Source organism: Streptomyces sp. NPDC051218 (assembly GCF_044455475.1).
GTDB lineage: Bacteria > Actinomycetota > Actinomycetes > Streptomycetales > Streptomycetaceae > Streptomyces.
The window spans coordinates 153,013-175,388 of the sequence record NZ_JBITEU010000003.1 but is presented as its reverse complement, the minus strand read 5'-3'; the positions used below and the strand labels follow the sequence as shown (position 1 = coordinate 175,388).

Genomic DNA, 22,376 nt, shown 5'->3' with positions numbered 1-22,376 from the left:
GAGGCCTTCAGCGGTCGCTCGTAAGGCCCCTCATCCAGGCCTCGACCGCCGCGGAATCGCGTGGGAGCCCGGCCGACAGGTTCTTGTTGCCGTCGGCCGTGACGAGGATGTCGTCCTCGATGCGGACCCCGATGCCCCGGTACTTCTCGGGCACGGTGAGGTCGTCCGGCTGGAAGTACAGGCCGGGCTCGACGGTCAGCACCATGCCCTCTTCCAGTACGCCGCCGACGTACTGCTCCGTGCGGGCCTGGGCGCAGTCGTGGACGTCGAGGCCGAGCATGTGGCCCGTGCCCGCCATGGTGAAGCGGCGCTGCAGGGCCAGCTCGAAGACCCGCTCCGGGTCGCCGTCGAGGAGGCCCCACTCGACGAGCTTGCGCGCGAGGTGCCGCTGCGCCGCGTCGTGGAAGTCGCGGTACGCGGCGCCGGGCTTCACGGCGGCGATGCCCGCCTCCTGTGCCTCGAACACCGCGTCGTAGATCTTGCGCTGGAGCGGGGTGAACGTGCCGTCGATGGGGAGGGTGCGCGTGACGTCGGCGGTGTAGAGGGTGTGGGTCTCCACGCCCGCGTCCAGGAGCAGGAGTTCGCCTGGACGTACCGGGCCGTCGTTGTCCTGCCAGTGCATGATCGTGGCGTGCTCGCCCGCCGCGCAGATCGAGCCGTAGCCGATGTGGTTGCCCTCCAGACGGGCGCGGCGGAAGAAGGTGCCCTCGATCCAGCGCTCCGACGTGGCGACCGCCGTCGACAACTCCCTTACGACATCGGTGAATCCGCGAACCGTCGAGTCGACCGCCTTGCGCAGCTCGCCGATCTCCCAGTCGTCCTTGACCAGACGCAGGGCCGACAGTGCCTCGTCCAGCTCGGCGTCGCGCTCCTCGTCGGTCGTGACGGCGGCTTCGAGCGCCGGGTCGTGGCCCCGGACGATGCGGGTCGGTACGTCGGGCGAGGCGGCCAACTCGGCCGGGGCGTCGCGGACATCGCGGCAGGGCAGGCCGAGGAGAAGCTCGGACTCGGCGAGGCTGCGCCTGCGGCCCATCCACAGTTCGGCCGTCATGCCTGTCCAGAACTCGTCACTGTCCCGGCTGTCACGGGGGAGTTGGTAGAGGTGCGCGTCGTGGTCGTCTCCGTCGGCGCGCGGTTCGAGCACGAGAGCGCAGTCCCGGGCCTGGTCGCCGGTCATGTGGACGTACGCGGAGTACGCACGGAAGGGGTAATGGTCGTCGTTCGAACGGGTCTTGAGCTTCCCCGAGGGGATCACCAGGCGCTCGCCCGGGAACAGTGCGGACAGGGCGGCACGGCGGCGTGCGGCGTGCGGGGTCTGTTCGACCGGTCGCAGGTCGCGCTGCTCGGTGTCGGCCCAGCCGGTCCTCATCAGGGCGGAGAGCTCGGCGGAGATCTCGGGATAGAGCCTGTTCTTGCGCACGTTGGGTGCGGCGGGGCCTGCGGAGGCCCTGGAATCCTCGGAGTTGGCCATGGGGCTCACCTCTTCATCTCTTCTTCCGGTGGCGTTTCTGCCAGCGTAGGGACCCTTGGCCAGTAAGGGAACATGTGACATAGTACTGGCGTGACAAAGCGGCTGACCTGCGATGTTGTGGTAATCGGCGCCGGGATGGTGGGCGCCGCATGTGCCCTGTACGCGGCGCGGGCGGGACTGTCCGTCGCCCTGGTGGACCGCGGCCCGGTGGCCGGCGGTACGACCGGGTCCGGCGAGGGGAACATCCTCGTTTCCGACAAGGAGCCGGGACCGGAGCTCGAACTGGCCCTTCTCTCCACCCGGTTGTGGACACGGCTCGCTGCCGAGCCGGGCGTGGGCGAAGCCATCGAGTATGAGGCCAAGGGTGGCGTGGTCGTGGCGTCATCCGAGGAAGGACGCGCGGCCCTGGGGGAGTTCGCCGCCGGGCAGCGGGAGGCCGGGGTCGACGCGCGGGCCGTCACGGCCGACGAGCTGCACGACCTGGAACCGCACCTCGCTCCCGCCACGGCGGGCGGCGTCTTCTACCCGCAGGACGCCCAGGTGATGCCGTCCCTGGCGGCAGCCCAACTGCTGCGTATGGCACGGCGTTTAGGGGCCGAGCTGCGCACAGGCTGGACCGTCACCGCCGTGCTGCGAACCGCCGCCGGTGAGGTACGCGGCATCCGCGCCGACCGGGGCGAGATCCACGCCCCGTACGTCGTGAACGCGGCGGGTACCTGGGGTGGCGACCTCGCCGCCCTCGCCGGAACCGCGCTGCCCGTGCTGCCCCGGCGCGGCTTCGTCCTGGTCACGGAGCCGCTGCCGCGCATGGTCCGGCACAAGGTCTACGCCGCCGACTACGTGGCGGACGTGGCCAGCGGTTCCGCCGCGCTCCAGACGTCGCCGGTGGTCGAGGGGACGGCGGCGGGGCCGATCCTGATCGGGGCGAGCCGCGAACGGGTCGGCTTCGACCGCTCCTTCTCCCTGCCGGTCATGCGGGCGTTGGCGGCAGGGGCGACCCGGCTCTTCCCGTTCCTCGCGGACGTCAGCGCGATGCGCGCGTACATCGGCTTCCGCCCCTACCTGCCGGACCACCTCCCCGCCATAGGCCCCGACGCCCGCGTGCCGGGGCTCATCCACGCCTGCGGGCACGAGGGGGCGGGGATCGGACTGGCCACAGGGACGGGCCACTTGATCGCCCGGACGCTGACCGGGACGGCCCCGGATCTGGACCTGACTCCGTTCCGTCCCCACCGTTTCGCCGACAGCCGGTCGTCCGAGGAGGCGCCTTGAGTGGACGAATGAGTGCACGAATGAGTGGACACACCGTCACGTTCGACGGCCGGGAGATCCCGGCCCTGCCGGGCCAGACGGTGGCCGCGGCGCTCTGGTCGGCGGGCATCACGGCCTGGCGCAGCACAAGACGGGGCGGCGAACCGAGGGGCGTCTTCTGCGGGATCGGCGTCTGCTTCGACTGCCTGGTGGAGATCAACGGGCGGGTGAATCAACGGGCTTGCCTGGTACTGGCGGCTTCCGGAGTTGTGATCAGGAGCGGGGGTGAGGACGTTGCGTGACGGCGGTGGCGCTTCCCCGGAGCGCGGCTGGTCGCTGCGGGGCAATCGGGCGGGTGGGCGGGAAGGCTTGTTCGTCCAGGGTGAGATGCGGGGTTACGGCTGGGTGGGCGGGATAGGCGGGAGAGGCGGGAGAGGCCCGTTCGGCAAGGGCCGGATGCCGGGGGCCCAGCGGTGACGCCGGAGGCGAAGCCGCCCCGCACACTGGCGGCGATCGGCGCCGGCCCCGCAGGCCTCGCCGCCGCCATCGCCGCCGCGCAGCGAAACGTGCGGGTCACGCTGATCGACTCCGCCCCGCAGGCGGGCGGACAGATCTACCGCCGCCCCACTGTCGCGCTCGGCGCCCGCCGCCCGCAGGCCTCGCGCCACCAGCGGCGTACATGGGAGCGACTGCGGGACGGACTCGCGCAACAGATCGCCGCGGGCCGCATCACGCACCTGACAGAGCATCACGTCTGGTTCGTGGAGCGCGTCGAGGGACACGGCGGCTTCGCCGTGCACGCCCTCCTCGGGCCCGAGCAGCAGGAGTCCGTGGCCCTGCGCGCCGACGCCGTACTCCTCGCCACCGGCGGATACGAGAAGGTCCTGCCCTTCCCCGGCTGGACCCTGCCCGGCGTGGTCACCGCCGGTGGCGCGCAGGCCATGCTCAAGGGAGGCCTCGTGCTTCCCGGCCGCACCGCCGTCGTGGCCGGAACCGGGCCGCTGCTCATGCCCGTCGCCGCAGGGCTCGCGGCGGCCGGGGCCGAGGTGGCTGCCCTGGTCGAGTCCGCCGACCCCAAGGCCTTCGCGCGGCACGCCGCCACCCTCGCCGCCCACCCGGACAAGCTCGCCGAGGCTGCCCGGTACGGCGTGCAACTGCTGCGCCACCGCGTCCGGTTGGCGCCCCGCCACACCGTCGTCGAGGCGCACGGCAAGGCGTCCCTCGAAGCGGTGACCATCGCCGCCCTCGACCCCGCGGGGCACGTCAGGCCAGGCACCGAGCGCCGCATCCCCTGCGACACCCTCGCCGTCGGCCACGGCATGCTGCCGCACACCGATCTCGCCGAAGGGCTCGGCTGCCGCGTCGACGGCCTGAACGTCGCCGTCGACGCCGAGCAGCGCACCGACGTCCCCGGCGTCTGGGCCGCGGGGGAGGCGACGGGCATCGGTGGTGCCACCCTCTCCCTCGCCGAAGGGCACATCGCCGGGCGCTCGGCCGCCGCCCGCCTCCGGGGACGTACGCCCGACCCGCACGCGTGGGCCGCCGCCGGCAAGTCCCGTACGAGAGCCAGGGAGTTCGCCGCCGCGATCAGCGCCGTGTACCAGCCTCCCGCGCACTGGGCCGAGCGACTCCGCGACGACACCCTCGTCTGCCGCTGCGAGGAGGTGCCGGCATCGGCGGTCCGCGAGGCCGTCGACGAGCTCGGGGCCACGGACGCGCGGACCGTGAAACTCCTGACCCGGGCCGGCATGGGCTGGTGCCAGGGCCGGATGTGCTCGGCGGCCGTCGCCGGACTCGCGGGCTGCGAAGAGCGCTCCGCACGGCGGCCCTTCGCCAGACCTGTCCCCCTCGGCGTACTCGCGCGGACCCCCGACGAAGACGAGCCGACCCCCTCCTCCTGACCCGCGACGAAGGGACCCCGCCCATGACTCAGCCCATGACTCAGCCCATGACTCAGCCCGTGACTCCGCCCATGACCATGTCCGCCGACCACACCCACCGCCCCTGGCACGGCGTCCTCGTCGCCACCGCCCTCCCCCTGGACGAGGACCTCTCCGTCAACTACGGCCGCTACGCCGAGCACTGCGCCTGGCTCGTCGAGAACGGCTGCGACGGCGTCGTCCCCAACGGGTCGCTCGGCGAGTACCAGGTGCTCACCCCCGACGAACGCGCCAAGGTCGTACAGACGGCCGTCGCGGCGGTCGGCGGGCAGCGCGTGATGCCCGGCGTCGCCGCCTACGGCTCCGCCGAGGCCCGCCGCTGGGCCGAGCAGGCCAAGGACGCGGGATGCGCCTCCGTGATGCTGCTCCCGCCGAACGCCTACCGCGCCGACGAGCGTTCCGTCCTCGCCCACTACGAGGAAGTGGCCAAGGCGGGCCTCCCCGTCGTCGCGTACAACAATCCCGTCGACACCAAGGTCGACCTGGTGCCGGAGCTCCTCGCGAAGCTGCACGCCGAGGGGTACGTGCATGGCGTGAAGGAGTTCTCCGGTGACGTGCGCCGCGCGTACCGCATCACCGAACTCGCCCCGGAACTCGACCTGTTGATCGGCGCCGACGACGTCCTGCTCGAACTCGCCCTCGCGGGCGCCAAGGGCTGGATCGCCGGCTACCCGAACATGCTGCCCGCCGCGTCCGTCGAGCTCTACCACGCCGCCGTGACCGGAGACCTGGGCACGGCCACCAAGCTCTACCGGCAGCTGCACCCCCTCCTCCGCTGGGATTCAAGGCCCGAGTTCGTCCAGGCCATCAAGCTGTCCATGGACATCGCCGGGCGCCATGGCGGACCCTGTCGTCCCCCACGGGTGCCGCTCCTGCCCGAGCAGGAGCAGGCGGTACGCACCGCCACCGAGCGAGTCATCGCCGCCGGGCTCGGCTAGCAGCCCCCGGCACCGAAGCGACAAGCGGAAGGCACCGCACATGCGCAGCAAGCTCGTCCTGCACGCGGTCGACTCGCACACCGAAGGCATGCCGACGCGGGTGATCACCGGCGGCATCGGCACCGTGCCCGGCGCGACGATGAACGAACGCAGGCTTCACTTCCGTGAGCATCGCGACGACATCAAGCAGCTCCTGATGAACGAACCGCGCGGGCACGCGGCCATGAGCGGCGCGATCCTCCAGCCGCCCTCCAGGACCGACTGCGACTACGGTGTCATCTACATCGAGGTCTCGGGCTATCTGCCGATGTGCGGACACGGCACCATCGGCGTCGCCACCGTCCTCGTAGAGACCGGCATGGTCGAGGTCGTCGAACCCGTCACCACGATCCGTCTGGACACACCGGCGGGCCTCGTCGTCGCCGAGGTCGCCGTCCAGGACGGCGCGGCGAAGGCCGTCACGCTGAAGAACGTGCCGTCGTTCGCCGTCGCCGTCGACCGCGAGATCACCCTGCCCGACGGCCGTTCGGTGACGTACGACCTGGCCTACGGCGGCAACTTCTACGCGATCCTGCCCCTGGAGCAGTTCGGACTCCCCTTCGAGCGCGGACGCAAGGACGAGATCCTGGCGGCGGGGCTCTCGCTGATGGAGGCGATCAACGCCGAGGGCGAGCCGGTGCATCCGCAGGACCCCTCCATCCGGGGCTGCCACCACGTCCACCTCTACGCACCCGGCGCCACCGCCCGCCACTCGCGGCACGCGATGGCCATCCACCCCGGCTGGTTCGACCGCTCGCCGTGCGGCACCGGAACGAGCGCGCGCATGGCCCAACTGCACGCGCGCGGGGAGCTGCCGCTGGACACGGAGTTCATCAACGAGTCCTTCATCGGCACGCGGTTCAGCGGACGGCTCCTCGGCACCACCGAGGTCGCGGGAACCCCCGCCGTACTGCCCAGCTTCACCGGCCGTGCCTGGGTGACGGGCACCGCGCAGTACCTCCTCGACCCGGAAGACCCCTTCCCGGCAGGGTTCGTGCTCTAGCGGGCTGGGATACTCGACGCAGTCGTACGACGTGACATTGCACCCAGGAGGAACCGCCCCCATGGCCGCCCGGCGCACCCCCGCCCCGTCCGCAGCCCCCGCCGCCCTGCCCAGCCTCGGCGGGACCCGCAGCAGCTACCGCGAGCGGGTCGCGGACGCCCTGCGCGCCGCGCTCATCGCGGGTGAACTGCGGGCCGGCGAGGTCTACTCCGCGCCCACCCTCGCCGTCCGCTTCGGCGTCTCCGCCACTCCGGTCCGCGAGGCCATGCTCGACCTCGCCAAGGAGGGGCTCGTCGACACGGTGCCGAACAAGGGCTTCCGGGTCACCGCGGTCTCCGAGAAGCAGCTCGACGAGTACAAGCACATCCGCGCACTCATCGAGATCCCCACCACGGCGGAGCTCGCCACGTCCGCGGACCCCGCCGCGCTGGAGGCCCTGCGGCCGGTCGCGCGGGAGATCGTCACCGCGGCGACGGCCGGCGATCTCATCGCGTACGTGGAAGCCGACATCCGCTTCCACCTCGGCCTGCTCGCGCTCTCGGGCAACGACCACTTGGTCGATGTGGTCGGTGACCTGCGCAAGCGCTCCCGCCTGTACGGCCTCCAGGCACTCGTCGACGCGGGGCGCTTGGAGGCGTCGGCAGAGGAACACCTGGAGATCCTCGACGCGCTGCTCGCCCGCGACGAGGACGCCGTACGCGCGGTGATGACCCGCCACCTCGGTCATGTGCGCGGCCTGTGGGCGACCGAGTAGCGCCGAGACCGTGTCAGTCGTCGCCGGCGTCCGGGGCGAGGTTCGCATCCGCCAAGTACGTGGCCGTTGCAGTCAGTTCGGGGGTGCCCGTCGGCGTCCGCCCGAGTAGGGTCGGGGGCTGCGTGACGCCCGGCGGTCGCCGCCTGACGTCTCGCGGGCAGTACGGCGGGCCTCCGGGCCCGTACCCCCCACACAAAGAGTCGCGCGTGCGCGGCCGCAGATCAGGAGCACCAGTGCAGGGCACCCCCCACATAGCCAGCACACCGCACGACGGGCGAATGCCGTCCGAACCCTCCTGCCCGCCGGACGCGCTCGGGCGCCCGGCGCGGCAAGGCGCCGTCACGACGAGGTCGAACGCGGCCGTAAGGCTGCCCCCCGCCGAGCCGCACATCCCCGTTTTCATCGACGAGTCGGGCTGGCGCAGGCGGACGCTGCAAGGGTTCGGGCTCGCCGTGGGCTGCGCCTGCGTCGGGTATCTGCTGTTCGTGGGCACGATCGTCAGCGGGTTCTGGCAGCCCGTCGGCACGCGGCCGCCGAGCACGAACGCACCGGCCGGCCCGAACGCACCCGCGGCCCCCTCCCGCCAGGACGCGGGCACGTCGCCGGAGGACCCCGGCGCTCCCGTCCCCGCCGGGGCCCGCGCGGACCGGGACGACCACCGCCGCCCGCCGGCCGGCAGAGCAGCCCCGCCGACCGGAGGCCCGAAGCAGTGAGCCGGCGCGACGCCGCTGTCCGCCGACCACCGCGCGGACACTGGCTCGTGCTCCTGCTCGTCCTCCTCGTGGTCGCCGTCGCGCTCCTCTTCGAGGGCTGGACCACCCACCAGGTCGACGCCGCACGCACCAAGCCGCCGTGCACCCGGCCGATCCCGCGCGAAGCGGACGACGGCAAGCCGCTGCTGCGCTTCGGCCCCAAGGGGGTCACCACCGCGAACATGCCGCCGGGCACCGCGGCGCTCACCTTCGACGGCGGGCCCGACCCGGTGTGGACGCCGCGCCTGCTCGACCTGCTGCGCAGGCACCACGCGCGGGCGACCTTCTTCGTCTACGGGAAGGACGCGGCCCGGCATCCCGAGCTGACGCGGCGGATCGTGCGCGAGGGCCACGAAATCGGTTCGTACACCTACAGCGGCGGCGATTTCGGCGTCGCGTCCCCGCTGCGCGCCCGTCTCGAACTCTCGCTCACCCAGACCGCCTTCGCGGGCGCGGCCGGTGTCCGCTCCACCCTGCTGCGGCTGCCGCACACCACCGCGGCGGACACACTCTGCGGCCCGCAGTGGCCGGCCGCGAAACGCGCGGCCGAACAGGGCTACCTCGTGGTCGCGTCGGACCACAAGGACCGCAAGCCGTGGCGCGGAGTGGTGACGCAGCACAGCCAGACCGACCTCGGCTACCGCGAGGCCGAGGAGTTGCTGCGCGACCCCAGGGTGACATCGTTCACCACCGTCAGCGGCGGCCTCGGCCGTCCCTCCTTCACGCAAGCGGTCCCGGTCGCCCAGGAGATCGAGGGGGAGGGCCTGATCTGGTCGCAGCGGCTCGGCAAGGCCTTCCTCACGGTGATGGTGTGGACGCTGACCCTCGCGGGCGTGCTCGGCGTCCTGCGGATGCTCCTGTTCGCGCTCTTCGCCCGGCTCCACGTACGCCGACTGCACCGGTACCGGCCCGGCGCGCCGCGCCTGCGGGAGGTCCGTGACCCGGTGACGGTCCTGGTGCCCGCGTACAACGAGGAGGCGGGCATCGCCTCCACCGTGTACTCGCTGCTCGCCTCGACCCACCCGCACTTTCAGGTCATCGTCATCGACGACGGCTCGACCGACGCCACCGCCGACATCGCCGAGGACATCGACGACCCGCGGGTGACGGTGATCCGGCAGCCCAACGGCGGCAAGCCGAGCGCCCTCAACACGGGCCTCGCGCACGCCCGGCACGACATCGTCGTGATGGTCGACGCCGACACCATCTTCGAACCCGAGGCCCTCGCCCGCCTCGTCCAGCCGCTCGCCCACCCGGCGATCGGCGCGGTCAGCGGCAACACCAAGGTCGGCAACCGCCGTCGCCTGCTCGGCAAATGGCAGCACCTGGAGTACGTACTCGGCTTCAACCTCGACCGGCGGATGTTCGAGGTCCTGGAGTGCATGCCGACGGTGCCGGGGGCGATCGGAGCCTTCCGCAGGGACGCCCTGATGGGTGTGGGCGGCGTCAGCGACGAGACCCTCGCCGAGGACACCGACCTCACGATGGCGCTCTGGCGGGCCGGCTGGCGCGTCGTCTACGAGCAGTCGGCGGTCGCGTGGACCGAAGTGCCCAGCAGCGTCCGCCAGTTGTGGCGGCAGCGCTACCGCTGGTGCTACGGCACCCTCCAGGCGATGTGGAAGCACCGCCACGCGGCGGTGGAGGTGGGCCCCGCGGGACGCTTCGGCCGCCGGGTCATGCTCTACGTCACGCTGTTCCAGATCGTGCTTCCGCTGTGCGCACCGGTCGTCGACATGTTCGCCCTGTTCGGGGCGCTGTTCCGCGACCCCGTGGAGGCAGGGCTCGTCTGGTGCGGTTTCCTCGCCGTCCAGTTGGTGACCGCCGCGTACGCGCTGCGGCTCGACCGCGAACGGCTGCGCGTGCTGTGGGTGCTGCCGCTCCAGCAGTTCGTCTACCGGCAGTTGATGTACCTGGTGGTCATCCACTCCGTGATGACGGCGCTGCTCGGCACCCGCCTCAAGTGGCACAGCATGAAACGCACCGGCACCGCCGACCCGTATCTGCTCGAAGCGCCGCCCCAGGAGGCGCGGCGGAGCCTGCAAGGGAGCTGACGATGACAGACCCACTTCCGTTCACCGACCGCCCCAGCTCCCACTACGGACCTCGGCGCGCCCACGCCCGTCAGTCGAAGAAGAAGCGCAGGCGGCTGCGGCGCGCGGTGCTCGCCGTGCTGACCGGCGCCGTCATGGCCGCGGGCGGCACGTACGGCTGGGCCGAGACACGGCTCCAACGAGAGGTCGACCTCGGCGCGTACGGGGACCGCCCGCCACCCGGCGAAGGCACCAACTACCTCATCGTCGGCTCGGACAGCCGCGACGGTCTCTCGCCGGACGCCGTGCGGGACCTGCGCGCCGGCGGAGGCGGCGGGCGGCGTACCGACTCGATGATGCTGCTGCACACCGGGGCGCACGGGACCAGCATGGTCAGCCTGCCGCGCGACTCCTGGGTCACCGTGCCCGGCCGCCTCGACACATCGACGGGCAAGACGAAGCGGCCCGAGGGGGACAAGCTGAACGCCGCCTTCGCCTACGGCGGCCCCGAACTCCTCGTGCACACCGTGGAGCGGAACACCGGGCTGCGCATCGACCACTACGCGGAGATCGGCTTCGCGGGGTTCGTGAACATCGTCGATGCCATCGGCGGCGTACGGATGTGCCTCGACCGGGACATCAAGGACAAGAAGTCGGGGGCCGATCTGCGCGAGGGCTGTCACACCCTGGACGGCAAGCAGGCGCTCGCCTTCGTCCGCCAGCGGCACCAGGAGAAGGAGGGCGACCTGGGCCGGTCGAAGAACCAGCAGAAGTTCCTGTCGACCCTCGCCCACCAGGCCGCGAAACCCGGCACCCTCTTCGACCCGACGGAGATCGGCCCGGCGATGCGGGCCGGGCTGGAGACGCTCATCGTCGACAAGGACATGAGCCTGCGCGATCTCAGCGAGATGTTCCGCGCCGTGCAGAGCGTCTCGGGCGGACAGGGCAAGCGGATCAACGTGCCCGTGTCCGGCTTCGGCGTCCCCACCTCCAAGGGCAACGTACTGAAGTGGGACGCCGAGAAGTCGGCCCGCCTCTTCGCCGACCTGCGGCAGGACAGGCCGCTGAGATGACTCACGCCATCTCGGGCTGTGGTTCCGGCTGGAGCGCGGGCGCGGCCTTCGGCTCCCAGGGCCGGGTGGTCCGTACGTAGCCGTAGATCACGGAGAGCATCGACAGGATGACCAGAGGGCCGAACACCCACGGATGGCGGGCCATCTCCATCGGCAGGTAGCGGTAGGTCACCAGAAGCGCGGCGAAGACCGCCGTGCCGTGAGCGATCAGCCGGATGCCCGACGGGTCCCAGCCGCGGTCGTACGCGCGCAGGGCGCCCTCGACCGTGAGGGCGAACACCACGCCGGCCACGAGGTCCACGCCGTAGTGATAACCGAAGCCGAGCGTCGCGCTGAGCGTGGCGACCAGCCAGAAGGTCCCCGCGTAGCGCAGGAGCCGCGGGCCCTTACGGGAGTGGATGAAGATCGCGGTGGCCCACGCGGTGTGCAGACTCGGCATGCAGTTACGCGGGGTGATCCCGTCGTACGGCACCGGGTGCGGGGCGCTGATCGGCGGCGGGGTGTGCGGCCACAGGTCGGCCGCCGCCCACTGCAGGCCGCCGGTTCCCGAGGTGCCGGGGCCGTAGGCGAAGATCGGGCCGACCACCGGGAAGATCATGTAGACGGCGGGGCCGAGCAGGCCGATCACCAGGAAGGTGCGCACCAGGTGGTGGCGCGGGAAGCGGCGCTCGGTCGCCACGTTCCGCAGCTGGTACAGGGCGGCGACGACCGCGGCCACCGCGAGCTGGGCGTAGACCAGGTCGATGACGTGGGGGACGAGCGGGCCGCTGGCGTCGAGTATCCGGCCCGCGAGCCACGACGGGTTGCCCAGCGCGTGATCGGCGACCGCCAGATAGGGGTCGAGCACGGTCGGGCGGGTCTTCGCCGTGATGAGCAGCCAGGTGTCACCGGTCTTGCGGCCGGCCACGAGGAGCAGACCAAGCCCGACGCCCTTCAGGAGCAGGACGCGTTCCTCGCCCGTGCGGCGCGTGAACGCGACGAGCGCCCAGCCCAGCATCACCCACAGCGCGCCGTTGCCGAAGAACTGGCCCTCGGGCACCTCGGCGTCGACCGCCCACCGCACCCCCACGAAGACGGCGTCGATCCCGATCGCGGCACCGGCCGAGATGAACCGCTGCCGCCAGGTGAGCACGACCATCATCAGCGCCAGACCGCCGTACAGCGGCCCCGGTTTGGGTGGGAAGAGCACCTCGCGCGCCTGATTGGTGAGCGGCCCCGGAACGCCGCCGTAGCGACGCGCGGCGATCTCCAGTGCGATCAGGAAACCGAGGGCCACCGCGCCGGCCGCGACCCAAAGGATCACCCGCGGCCGAGACCGCGCGGGCCGTGCGGGCTGTGCGGGACCTGCGGGCTGCGGGGCCCGCTCGGCGGAGTCGGCTCTGCGAGGTATTCGCGAAATCACTCGCGAAACTATAGGTATCCACTTTTTCCCACCGACGGCGGGGCAGGGTACTCCCTCGGCCGATGGCCGAAGTCGCCCCCTACGGGATCGAGGCCTCCGAGCGGCATGTTTGCATATGTCCATGATCATTAGCGCAGAGCAAACACCGGGCAGCGTCCAGCAGATACCGGGCGGCCCGCAGCAGGCGCCCGCCCCGCGGACGTACGTGGACCGCATCCTGGAGCACTGGAACAAGGACGAGGACGCCGAGGCGCTCGTCCAGGGTTCGCGGCGGCTGACCCGGGGCGAGGCGCGGCGGCAGCTGTTCCAGCTGGGGCACGCGCTGCGCCGCCAGGGGCTCGAACCGGGCGACGGAGTAGGGCTTTTCCTGGCCAACCGTGTGGACTCCGTCCTGGTGCAGCTCGCGGTCCACCTCATCGGCTGCCGCGTCGTGTTCCTGCCGCCCGAGCCGGGCCCCGGCGAGCTCGCCGCGCTGGTCGAGCAGTCCCGGGCGCGCGTCGTGGTCACCGACCCGCTCTTCGCGCTGCGGGCCGCCGACGCGGCAGGCCGCAGTGTCCACGCCCCCGAGCTGCTCAGCCTCGGCCCCTGCGAGCAGGAGTGCGCGGACCTCCTCGCCCTGGCGGCCGAGTGCCCCGAGGTGCGCCCCGAGGGCGTGCCCGCCCCGGGGGAGGACGAGGCCGTCACCGTCCTCTACACCGGCGGCACGCTGGGTCGCCCGAAGCTCGCCGCGCACAGCCACCGGCTCTACGGCGCACTGGTGGACCTGGCGCAGGACGCCCCGCAGGAATCCCGCCCCTCGGTCTTCCCGGTCATGGCCCCGGGCGCGGACAGGGTGCTCGCCGCCACGCTGCTCACGCACGGCAGCGGCCATCTCACCTCGGTCCAGGCGCTGGTGACAGGTTCCGTACTCGTCGTCCTGCCGGAGTTCGAAGCGACCGCGGCACTGAAGGCGCTCCGCTACGAACACATCACGGCCACCATGTTCGTACCGCCGATGCTGTACGCGCTTCTGGACCACCCGGAGTGCGTGCCGGGCGCCCTGCCCGCGCTGCGCCGCATCGTCGTCGGCGGGGCGGCCTCGTCACCCAGCAGGCTGCAGCAAGCGGTCGAGGTCTTCGGGCCGGTGCTCAGCCAGGGCTACGGCCAGTCGGAGGCGCTCGGCATCGCCGCGTTCGGCGCGGAGGACCTCGCATCGGAGGGCGCCAGGCGCCCCGAGCTCTGGCGCAGTTGCGGCCGGGCGATATCCGACACCGAGATCGAGATCCGCGCCGGGGCCGAAGCCGAGGACAGCACGGCGCCGCTCCCCGCCCGCCAGGTCGGCGAGGTGTGCGTCCGGGGCAAGACGGTGATGCTCGGCTACTACGAGGACCCGGACCGCACCGCGGAAGCACTGCACGACGGCTGGCTGCGCACCGGGGACATGGGCTACCTCGACGCCGACGGCTACCTCTTCCTCGTCGACCGTGCCAAGGACATCATCGTCACCGGCAGCACCAGCGACAACGTCTACTCCAGGGTCCTCGAGGACTTCCTGCTCACACTGCCCGGCGTGCGCAACGCGGCGGCGCTCGGCGTACCGGACGAGGAGTTCGGGGAAGCCGTACAGATCTTCCTGGCCACGGCCGAGGACACGACCGTCGACCCGGCCACGGTCGGCGCGGCGGTGACCGCCGAGCTGGGGGACCTGTACACACCCCGCAGGAAGATCCTGCTCGACCGCCTGCCGACGACGAAGGTCGGCAAGGTGGACAAGAAGGCGCTGCGGGCGGCGTGGACGGATGGGGCGGCGGCTCGCTAGAGCGGGGCCGGTCGCCCCAGAAAGGGCTCGCCGCTACAGCCAGTCCCGCCGCTTGAAGATGAAGTACAGGCTGACGCAGACCACTGCCATCAGGCCGATCGCGAACGGATAGCCGAAGGCCCAGTGCAGCTCCGGCATCTCGTCGAAGTTCATCCCGTAGATCGTTCCCACCAACGTGGGTGCAAACAGAATGGCGGCCCACGAGGAGATCTTCTTGAAGTTGTCGTCTGCGGGGCGCCGACCTGCGGGGACTTGCTGGCCACCCGCTTTGGCCTGGGCCGATGGCCATTTCTGGCTGTTTCGTCGTGCTGCGTGTTTGCGCGGTCGATTCTCCCCAGGCGCTCCCCAGCTGGCCATCGTTCTCCCCAGATTCTCCCCAGCCGTTCCGGCGGGGAGGGCGATCCGAGGGTTGCTCGGACATGGTTGGCCCGTCACTCATCGTGTTGGTGAGGGCCCCGCGCCAATGGGGGCGCGAGGGCGGCTAGACACTCGGCTCGTCCGTGTCGGGCGTCCAGTTGCCCCGGGCGTCGAATGGCCAAGGGTGAGTGTGAAGGTCCCCTTGGAGGAACTCACGCAGAGCTTCTCGGTTGGCGGGGGGATCCGGTGGGGCGAGGAACGGGGAGCTGAGCGGGTCGAGTGTCGCCGCGTACGCTTCGGCCCACTCGAGCCATTCCTGTTCGGCTGCCGACATCGGGTCGTCCGTGCGAGAGCGCGCAGCCCGGCACAAGTCCCTGATCTCGATGGTCTGGCGCCAGGCTTGCGCCTGTTCGACTAGAGCCTTGGCTCGATGTTTCTTGATTTGATTCCGCCGAGCCTGCGCGATCACCGCGTACCACTGGCGCCGCTGTTCGGCCTCCCGGAATTCCCTCTCGCGTTGTTGGCGTTCTGCTTCCGCTGCCCGGTCTTCGAGATCGCGCAATAGGTGGCCCAGACGGGACTCCAGGGTCCAGCGGGCACCGTCGCCGTGTGCATGGGAGCTCTGCCAACGGTTCCGCACGGGTGCACCGATGGAGAGGCGGCCGTTGAACTCCTCGTCGTACTTGGGGATGCGTGTCCAAGGGTTGCGCTGCTGCTGTCGGATCTCTTGAGGGGTTGGTTCATGGGGGACCTTGGCCTTCTGCTCGGTGATGGTGAGCGAGAAGGCGCGTCCCTGGATGATGATGACGAGGCCATGCTCGGCCTCGCCGCGTTGAAGTTCGCTCCGCGTCTCTACCTCGTAGCCGCGGTTCTCCGCCTCGTTCAGCAAGGCGTGCATGATGCGCAGGGCCCGATCCACGAGGCCACGCGATGTGTGGAGAGGGATCACGTCGGCCTTGTCGCGGGTGTCGACCACGGTCTGAGAGCGGCCGAGGGCCTTGCGAGTAGCACGGACGAGACGGTGTGGAATGTCCAGCGTGTCAGGGACCTCGACGGACGGCACGGGGGGAGGCTGGGCGGCCCTCTCGGCTTCCTCGTCGACGAGAGTGAAGACGCAATCCCCCGTTGCCGGCCCGACCAGCGCAGTTTGTGTCCCTCGGGCAGGTGTCCCTGGTGGAGGGCGTCGAAGTACGCGGCCCTCCACCGCCCTCGCGTCTTGGGGCCTGGATCGCTCACAGTGAGCTTCCCGGCAGCTGATCTCAGGCGAGTGATGAGATCGGCTCCACCGACGGGGGCGAGAGCGGCCTGACCCGAATCGCCCTTCAGGCGTTCCTTCTCGGCCCGTATCTCCTGGGGATGCCTGCCGTGCTTGAGGTAGTAGCGACCGTCTGCGGTCACGATCGCGACGTGCGAGCCCTTGCTGGTCCAGCTGCGTTTGATCAGGCCGCGTTGCTCAAGGGCCCAAGCCGTGTTCGTGCTCCTCGACGGGACGGGCAGTGCGCCTGAGGAGGCTGCAACCTCGCGAAGCAAGCTCACCTGTTGTTCCGTCAACACATACGTCACGGGTTCGCCCCCACTCGCTGTAACTGGTTGGTCAACGTACGGCGCCGAAGAGAGTTGGTGAGCCCTCGTCCCACGGAAGGGTGGCTTGCTTGGGCTTGGGCTCCTCTGGGCGGCCAACTGGTGTACGGAAACAGCCACAGTGGCTTCCCGCTTGCCATCCACACTGTCTGTAGGGAACGCAGGAGGGGGCGTGAAATGGTGCTCTGCAGAAGGCTGCTCTTGAGCGTGGTGCTCGCATGGGACCCTGGATTCCGCGACAACCGGGGCGCTACGCATGACCGGCTTGCAGGCGGTCTCTCAGACGCTGGCTTCGACGTCCACCGACGCCAGGGCACGCACCTCGTCACCGCGGGTGTCACCAACCTGTGAGAGGAGGACGCCCTCGCCTTCTTGCGCTGACCGCCAGAAGGGTGCGCCGGGTCGCGACCTCAAGCTGCCTTCTACGACAGCCCGAAGAGCGGTGCCGCTAGACCCGCCTCGTCTCCTGCGAGCGGGAGAACGTCCTGCGAGCAGCCGCTTCACGGTGAGGGCACTGGTAGGGACTTCCGAGTCGTCCGGCCAGCCACAGTTCGCGGTGAACGGCCCCGATGGCCACTGCTGTGAGGAGTGAGCTTCAGGAACCGGGCAGCAGGCCGGTGACCGTGGACTGGACAAGTTGGGCCGCGGCGACGACGCCGGGGATGCCGCCGCATCGTTCGACAAGGTTTTGAAGCATGTAGAGCATGGTGCCGGGGTCGCGCTCGGGGTCGTCGAGGCGCGGGGCGATCATGTCGAGGTCGCGCAGGGCACCGTCCACCTCGGGGTATTGACCGCGCAATTGTTCCAGGAGTCGTCGCAGGTTGGCGATGCTGGCACGAGCCTCATCGACGGCTTCGTTGGTGATGTTGTTGGTCTGGGTGGCGTTCTGGGAGAACGGCGCGGCTTGAGCGGGCGCGGTCATATGGCCGGTGTTGACGATGCCGAAGTTGGGCCCGTTCGGGGCCGGGTCTGGCTGTCGACGGATGGGCATTCGGGGCTCCTGGCAGCTCTCGGGTCAGTTCGTCATGGAGGGATTCATGGAGAACGGCGTGGCCTGTACAGCACCGGTCATGGTGCCGCCGTTCATGACGCCGAAGTTGTAGATGGCCGTGGACTGTTGGCGGTAGGCGGCGATGTCCACGTTGTGGTCACGCAGGAAGATCTCTGTTGAGTCGAATACGCGGCGCTGCATCATCTGCACGTAATAGCGTGCGTCGTCGTTCGTGTGCATGTCCTCGATCCAGCGGGTGCTGTAGACCTCGCGGAGGCTGACCGGCCCGTTGCCCGGGTCGAGTTCTGGGCGTTTGCGGGGCTTCCGGCGAATGAGTCGGTCGAGTCCGACGTAGATGTCGGCGAGGGCGTTAAAGGCGGCACGGCCGAGCCACTTGAGGCTGCGGGGGTCAGTGGGCTTGAGGCCGGCGACCTTTGGGTTGAGCGGGCCCATGATGTGCGGGCGGACAGTGGCGCGCAGGAAGCCGCCCTGGTAGGCGAAGTGGACGAGTATGGCGGCGATGAGGTCGCCGTTCCAGGCTGTGACTCGAGCCCAGATGTAGCGGCGGGCGATCTCCTCGGCAGGCTTGCTGCCGGGGTTGTCCCCGGCGAGGGCTCGTAGGCTGTGCCAGGCGTCATCATCGATCTGGCCCCAGCGCTGGGAGTGGATGGCGGCAATGCCGATGACTTCCATGCGCGGATTGGGGTGATCGCGGTGATGGGCGGGGGCCGGGTCGTCCAGGCGGCGTGCGACGTGGGCGTGCAGTTGGGCAACGGTGAAGTGCTTCAGCGGCTTGCGGACCACGGGCCGGTTGTGTTTGCCGAGCGCCTCCAGGACGGCCTTGGCTACTTCGGCCATGTCGGGCTGGCCTGGGCTTTGTGCTGGTGAGCTAAAGCCTGGAAGCGGCCCCGTGTCGTCGTCTTCTTCGTCTTGACCCTCGGGGGCGGGCTCGACGTCGATGCCGATTACCGCCTCCTGCCATGCCTGAAGACCTGCCCCGAGGAACCGGTGGCGATCGCCGCGCTGGCGGCGCTCGTAGTGATACGGCAGGGCATGAGCTTGTACTGCTGTCGGAGGGGCTGGGAGTTCCCCAGCCAGCAGGGCGTTGAGTCTCACCTGCGCCAGGTAGCGTTCCACGAGGTAGACGCCCCACACGCCGACCAGCAGGACCAAGGCTGCCTGCCCCGCCGTCAGGGAGCGTGTGAGCATCGGCCAGATGGCGAGCACAATCACCGAGGTGATTGCTACTCGACGTCTTCGCATGTGGCCAATGGCTCGGTCGCTGGCGTGGATGGCCGGTTCCTGGTGAAACCCGTATACCGGCACCGGCCGTGCTGACTTCTTGATGCGGCGCCGGACCCAGACTGCATAGTCATCGCCGAGTACGACGGACGGCGGCGCTGGTTCGGACGAGCTGGGAGCGGGCTCTTCCTCCTTGGCAGGGAGCAGCCACCGCAGGCGCTTCCGCACGGCCGCCTTCAGCACTTTCCACAGTTCCGCCAGTTGGACGCGGAGTACGGTCAGCCAGTCTGTACGTGCGAAGGCTGCGGCGCTCAACCGGCGGGTTCGCCTTCGGTGTACGTCCCGTGCCGGACCACCTCTCCGGTGCCGTCCGCGGTCCCCAGGGGTACCGCGGGTACAGAGAAGACCGACTTGTGATCAGCGAACGACAACTTCCCGCCCCCGTCTCTCCCAGTGCCGACCGTGGTGACGCAGCGGCGGACACAGAGGGGCATCTTCTACGCGCACGGTATGCGCCGCCAGACCGCAAACCCGCACAAGTCGCGCACGGAGGCCCTCAAGCCGAACATTGACCGAAAGGTGCCGCAGTTCAGCGAGGGCTCACGGGCGGCGTCTCTGCGGTGCACCCAGGTCACCTCGGCGCCTGCCCAACAGCCTGCGGCGGTGGTGATCACCCGCTGACCGGGACCAAGGGAGAAGGACTGGACGCAGCCTCTGGGAGATGGACCACGCGTGCCCTGGTCAGGCCAACCAGCGCGATCGCCACTGCCGCCACGACTACACGACGAGAGGCCCCCCGGGAGCCGTTGCCCACAGGGGGAGGCTTGAGCCGAGGAGTCCGCTTGAGGTCGGTGCTGGGAGGCAGCTGGTCAGAGGGTCGGGGTGAGTTGGTCTCGAGTGGTCCCGATGGGGCTTGGGGGAGATCATCTCCCAAATTTCTCCCACGCTCGGACTCGCGGGGAGCGGATCGGAAAGCGCCAGAGCGTTTACATGTGGTTGCTCATGCATATGCGTGCGGCACTGTGCGCCCCTCGTGCCCCCTTGAGTATCGCCCCCACCTGGGATCAGCTTTCCCTCTCACTACAGGGGAGCAGGGCGCGGCAGACGGCCGTCCCGTTCGGAGGGGGAGAAATGGCGGTGAAGGTTCTTCCTGTGTCCTCGGCGCAGGACCACCTGATCGAAAAGGCTGTGGCGCTAGGCGATCGGGACACCAGGACGCTCGGCCTGATGACGCCTCCTGCGTATCGCGCGATGGCCGATGAGGGAGGGCTCCTGATCGCTGTTGAGGACGAGGAGGTCGTTGGATACGCCCTCTTCGGCCTACCGAAGAGGAATCCGTACATTCGGCTGGCGCATCTCTGCGTAGCGACGGAGCACCGGAGCAAGGGCATCGCTCGGGCGCTTGTGGAGACGATCAAACGTCGGCATCCGCAGCGGCTCGGGGTAAGGGCCAAATGCCGCAGGGATTACGGCCTCAGTGGCATGTGGCGCAACCTGGGGTTCGTGCCCCAGGGCGAAGCTCGCGGGCGGGGGCGCGACGGGGAGTTCCTCGACGGGTGGTGGCTGGACTTCGGACACCCGGACTTGTTCTCGAGCGTGGAGAGCAACGCTCTGCTGGTGGTGACGATCGACCACCAAGTCTTCGCCGACCTGAGCGGGCCCACCGTCGAGGACGGGGCAGAGGAGTCCCGCGCCTTGGAGGCGGGGTGGATGACCGACCTTGTCGAGCTTGCCTATACACCTCAACTCGTCCACCAGATACGGGACATCACTGATGCCGCCGAGCGGCATCACCAGCGAGCCGCTCTGAGCAGTTTGCGGCAGCTCGCCCCTGACGCCGAGGCCGTGACCCGGCGAAGTGATGAACTGCAGCGGACCGTCATCGAGATGATGCCGGAGATTCAAGGGGATGCCGCAGCCCTGCGACGGGGTGTGCGGTACATCGCCGAGACGTCGTGCGCTGGCCTACAGGTACTGGCGACCCGCGACCCTCTGTTGGCTCGCCTGGCGGATGTGGCATGGGAAGTTGCCAGAGTGCGCGTCGTTGCTCCCTCCACGGTCACTTTGCACGTCGACGAACTGCGCCAGGCGCAGTTGTATCGCCCAGCTGACCTCCTGGGCACCGAGTTCCGAGCGGGAGAGGTGGCACCCGGCGCGGAAGGCGAGTTGGTGGCGTTCTTCGAGCAGGACGGGCTGGACGGCGGGTCGTCCTTTGCTGATCGTCTGCGCTCCCTGGGGAGCGACGCGATTGCGTGGCGGCGGGAGCTGCTTCGAGACGGGGAAGGCAACCCGGTCGCCCTCTACGTTTGGGCCCTGGACAGGCGAACGCTGCTCGTCCCCGTCCTGCGTACATCGACTCATCACCTCGAAGAGAGCCTGGCGCGCCAAATTTTCTTTCTGCTCAAGCGACTTGGGAGGAGCTATGGGGCGGAGACCATATGCATCACGGATCCTCATCCGTCAGCAACTGCAAGGTCAGCCTCAGGCGATGATGGCTTCTTCGAACGAGAGGGAAGCCTCGTAGCCTTTGTGGTCGACGTGTGTGGCTCGGCCGCTGAAGTCGAGGCTGCTGCCGCTGGTCTCGGGCGAGAGCCGGCGGCGAAGGGTGCCGTGCTCCATGCCGGGATGCCCGCCGAAGTGGCCGCCGTGGTCGAACGAGCCTGGTGGCCGGCAAAGATCGTTGACTCGGAACTGCCGTCATTCCTCGTGCCGATCAAACCACGTTGGTCGACCGAGCTGTTCAACGTCCCTGCCATGCTGCTGCCGCGGGGCGAGACGCTCGGTATCAGCCGGGAGCACGTCTACTACCGGGCGTCGGGCCATCGCGGCGAAAGTGTTCCCGCCCGGTTGCTCTGGTACGTCAGCGATGGTGGCTTCGGTGCCGAAGGGCAGATGGTAGTGGCCAGTTCGCGCCTAGACGAGGTTGTCATCGACGCGCCCGACACCCTGCTCTCAAAATTCGAACACCTGGGCGTATATGGTCGGGCTGACGTGGTCGAGGCCGCAGGCAATACAGGTCAGACCATGGCGCTGAGGTTCTCTGACACCGAGATCTTCCCCAGGCCGGTGTCGCTGCGGCGATTGGCCTCCCTGGCTGAGGGGCTCGGACTACCTTGGTCGTCTAACTTGCTGATCTCGCTGACGAAGATCAGCAATAAGCTGTTCCAGGCGGTTTATCAAGAGGGGCACCGAACGACGTGAACGATCCGGAACGCGCGATGCTGCTGTCCGTCCACCCGCGCTTCGCCACCGCGATCCTGGACGGCAGCAAGACGGTAGAGGTCCGCCGCCAGCGCGTCGCAGCGCCTCCCGGAACGCCCGTGCTGCTCTACGCCACTGCTCCCACCATGGCCCTGGTGGGAGCGGCCCGCATCGCCTCGATCCGCGTCGCCTCTCCTCGCGAGGTCTGGTCGGCGCACCGCTCCCAGACCGGAATCAGTCGCAGTGAGTACGACTCGTACATGAGTGGGGCAACGCAGGCAAGCGGCCTTACGTTGCAGGATCCGGTGTCTTTCGAGACCCCTGTTCCGCTTGACGCTCTGCGCACGGCGGGGGCTTTTCATCCCCCGCAGAGTTACCGCTACCTCAAGCGGGATGACCTGCGTCTGATGACTGATGTCGGGCCCGATGCAGCGGCCGCACTGCGCGATGCGCTGGGAGACCTCGTGCCCGCGTGATCCTTGTCAGCCCGAGGCAGGGCTTCCACCGGTTCTGAGTGGCAGTCGTGGTGCATTACTCCCAGCCGTCGAGCGAG

17 protein-coding genes and 1 pseudogene are annotated in these 22,376 nt (G+C 69.7%); 12 read left to right on the top strand and 6 right to left on the bottom strand.

Annotated features, from left to right (window positions below):
• Nucleotides 1–7 precede the first annotated feature (7 nt).
• Complete coding sequence (locus ACIBCK_RS11855; protein ID WP_399389208.1) at nucleotides 8–1,471, bottom strand: aminopeptidase P family protein; 1,464 nt, start codon at nucleotides 1,469–1,471, stop codon at nucleotides 8–10.
• Nucleotides 1,472–1,561: 90 nt separating this feature from the next.
• On the opposite strand from ACIBCK_RS11855, the gene ACIBCK_RS11850 reads away from it, so the two are divergent.
• The 9 genes from ACIBCK_RS11850 (at nucleotide 1,562) to ACIBCK_RS11810 (ending at nucleotide 11,251) form a co-directional block, all read left to right on the top strand.
• Complete coding sequence (locus tag ACIBCK_RS11850) at nucleotides 1,562–2,743, top strand: NAD(P)/FAD-dependent oxidoreductase (RefSeq protein ID WP_399389206.1); 1,182 nt, start codon at nucleotides 1,562–1,564, stop codon at nucleotides 2,741–2,743.
• Between the two features lie 20 nt (nucleotides 2,744–2,763).
• Complete coding sequence (locus tag ACIBCK_RS11845) at nucleotides 2,764–3,024, top strand: (2Fe-2S)-binding protein (protein WP_399389205.1); 261 nt, start codon at nucleotides 2,764–2,766, stop codon at nucleotides 3,022–3,024.
• Between the two features lie 171 nt (nucleotides 3,025–3,195).
• The gene (locus ACIBCK_RS11840; protein WP_399389203.1) at nucleotides 3,196–4,623 is read left to right on the top strand and encodes an NAD(P)/FAD-dependent oxidoreductase; all 1,428 of its coding nucleotides are present in this window, start codon (nucleotides 3,196–3,198) and stop codon (nucleotides 4,621–4,623) included.
• A gap of 77 nt (nucleotides 4,624–4,700) precedes the next feature.
• On the top strand, nucleotides 4,701–5,600 hold the full coding sequence (locus tag ACIBCK_RS11835; protein WP_399389767.1) for a dihydrodipicolinate synthase family protein: 900 nt from the start codon (nucleotides 4,701–4,703) through the stop codon (nucleotides 5,598–5,600).
• Between the two features lie 40 nt (nucleotides 5,601–5,640).
• Nucleotides 5,641–6,642, top strand: a complete 1,002-nt coding sequence (locus ACIBCK_RS11830) for a proline racemase family protein (RefSeq protein WP_399389202.1) — start codon at nucleotides 5,641–5,643, stop codon at nucleotides 6,640–6,642.
• 61 nt (nucleotides 6,643–6,703) lie between these two features.
• Nucleotides 6,704–7,396 (top strand): GntR family transcriptional regulator, encoded by a 693-nt coding sequence (locus tag ACIBCK_RS11825; RefSeq protein WP_399389200.1) that lies wholly within the window; start codon nucleotides 6,704–6,706, stop codon nucleotides 7,394–7,396.
• Nucleotides 7,397–7,674: 278 nt separating this feature from the next.
• The gene (locus ACIBCK_RS11820) at nucleotides 7,675–8,109 is read left to right on the top strand and encodes a hypothetical protein (protein WP_399389198.1); all 435 of its coding nucleotides are present in this window, start codon (nucleotides 7,675–7,677) and stop codon (nucleotides 8,107–8,109) included.
• Entirely contained in the window at nucleotides 8,106–10,199 is a 2,094-nt protein-coding gene (locus ACIBCK_RS11815; protein ID WP_399389197.1) for a bifunctional polysaccharide deacetylase/glycosyltransferase family 2 protein, read from the top strand. Before ACIBCK_RS11820 ends, ACIBCK_RS11815 begins: the two co-directional genes overlap by 4 nt.
• A gap of 2 nt (nucleotides 10,200–10,201) precedes the next feature.
• On the top strand, nucleotides 10,202–11,251 hold the full coding sequence (locus tag ACIBCK_RS11810; RefSeq protein ID WP_399389195.1) for an LCP family protein: 1,050 nt from the start codon (nucleotides 10,202–10,204) through the stop codon (nucleotides 11,249–11,251).
• Nucleotide 11,252: 1 nt separating this feature from the next.
• Here the strand turns inward: ACIBCK_RS11810 and ACIBCK_RS11805 are convergent, their stop codons facing one another.
• On the bottom strand, nucleotides 11,253–12,551 hold the full coding sequence (locus ACIBCK_RS11805; protein ID WP_399389766.1) for a phosphatase PAP2 family protein: 1,299 nt from the start codon (nucleotides 12,549–12,551) through the stop codon (nucleotides 11,253–11,255).
• A gap of 223 nt (nucleotides 12,552–12,774) precedes the next feature.
• Between ACIBCK_RS11805 and ACIBCK_RS11800 the strand changes: the two genes are divergently transcribed.
• The gene (locus ACIBCK_RS11800) at nucleotides 12,775–14,451 is read left to right on the top strand and encodes a class I adenylate-forming enzyme family protein (protein ID WP_399389194.1); all 1,677 of its coding nucleotides are present in this window, start codon (nucleotides 12,775–12,777) and stop codon (nucleotides 14,449–14,451) included.
• 33 nt (nucleotides 14,452–14,484) lie between these two features.
• On the opposite strand, the pseudogene ACIBCK_RS11795 reads toward ACIBCK_RS11800, so the two are convergent.
• From ACIBCK_RS11795 to ACIBCK_RS11780, 4 genes and pseudogenes are all read right to left on the bottom strand, one after another.
• Nucleotides 14,485–14,730: pseudogene (locus ACIBCK_RS11795) on the bottom strand (CorA family divalent cation transporter); the annotation flags it as partial.
• Nucleotides 14,731–14,932: 202 nt separating this feature from the next.
• Entirely contained in the window at nucleotides 14,933–15,871 is a 939-nt protein-coding gene (locus tag ACIBCK_RS11790; RefSeq protein ID WP_399389192.1) for a hypothetical protein, read from the bottom strand.
• A 1,113-nt stretch (nucleotides 15,872–16,984) separates the two neighbouring features.
• Nucleotides 16,985–17,380 (bottom strand): hypothetical protein, encoded by a 396-nt coding sequence (locus ACIBCK_RS11785; RefSeq protein ID WP_399389191.1) that lies wholly within the window; start codon nucleotides 17,378–17,380, stop codon nucleotides 16,985–16,987.
• 24 nt (nucleotides 17,381–17,404) lie between these two features.
• Nucleotides 17,405–18,937 carry a hypothetical protein gene (locus ACIBCK_RS11780; RefSeq protein WP_399389190.1) on the bottom strand — a complete coding sequence of 511 codons (1,533 nt, stop codon included), beginning with the start codon at nucleotides 18,935–18,937 and terminating at the stop codon, nucleotides 17,405–17,407.
• A gap of 816 nt (nucleotides 18,938–19,753) precedes the next feature.
• Here ACIBCK_RS11780 and ACIBCK_RS11775 point away from each other — a divergent pair.
• Complete coding sequence (locus ACIBCK_RS11775) at nucleotides 19,754–21,823, top strand: GNAT family N-acetyltransferase (protein ID WP_399389188.1); 2,070 nt, start codon at nucleotides 19,754–19,756, stop codon at nucleotides 21,821–21,823.
• A complete protein-coding gene (locus tag ACIBCK_RS11770) occupies nucleotides 21,820–22,299 on the top strand; it encodes an ASCH domain-containing protein (protein WP_399389186.1) in 480 nt (159 codons plus the stop codon). Before ACIBCK_RS11775 ends, ACIBCK_RS11770 begins: the two co-directional genes overlap by 4 nt.
• Nucleotides 22,300–22,376: the final 77 nt, after the last annotated feature.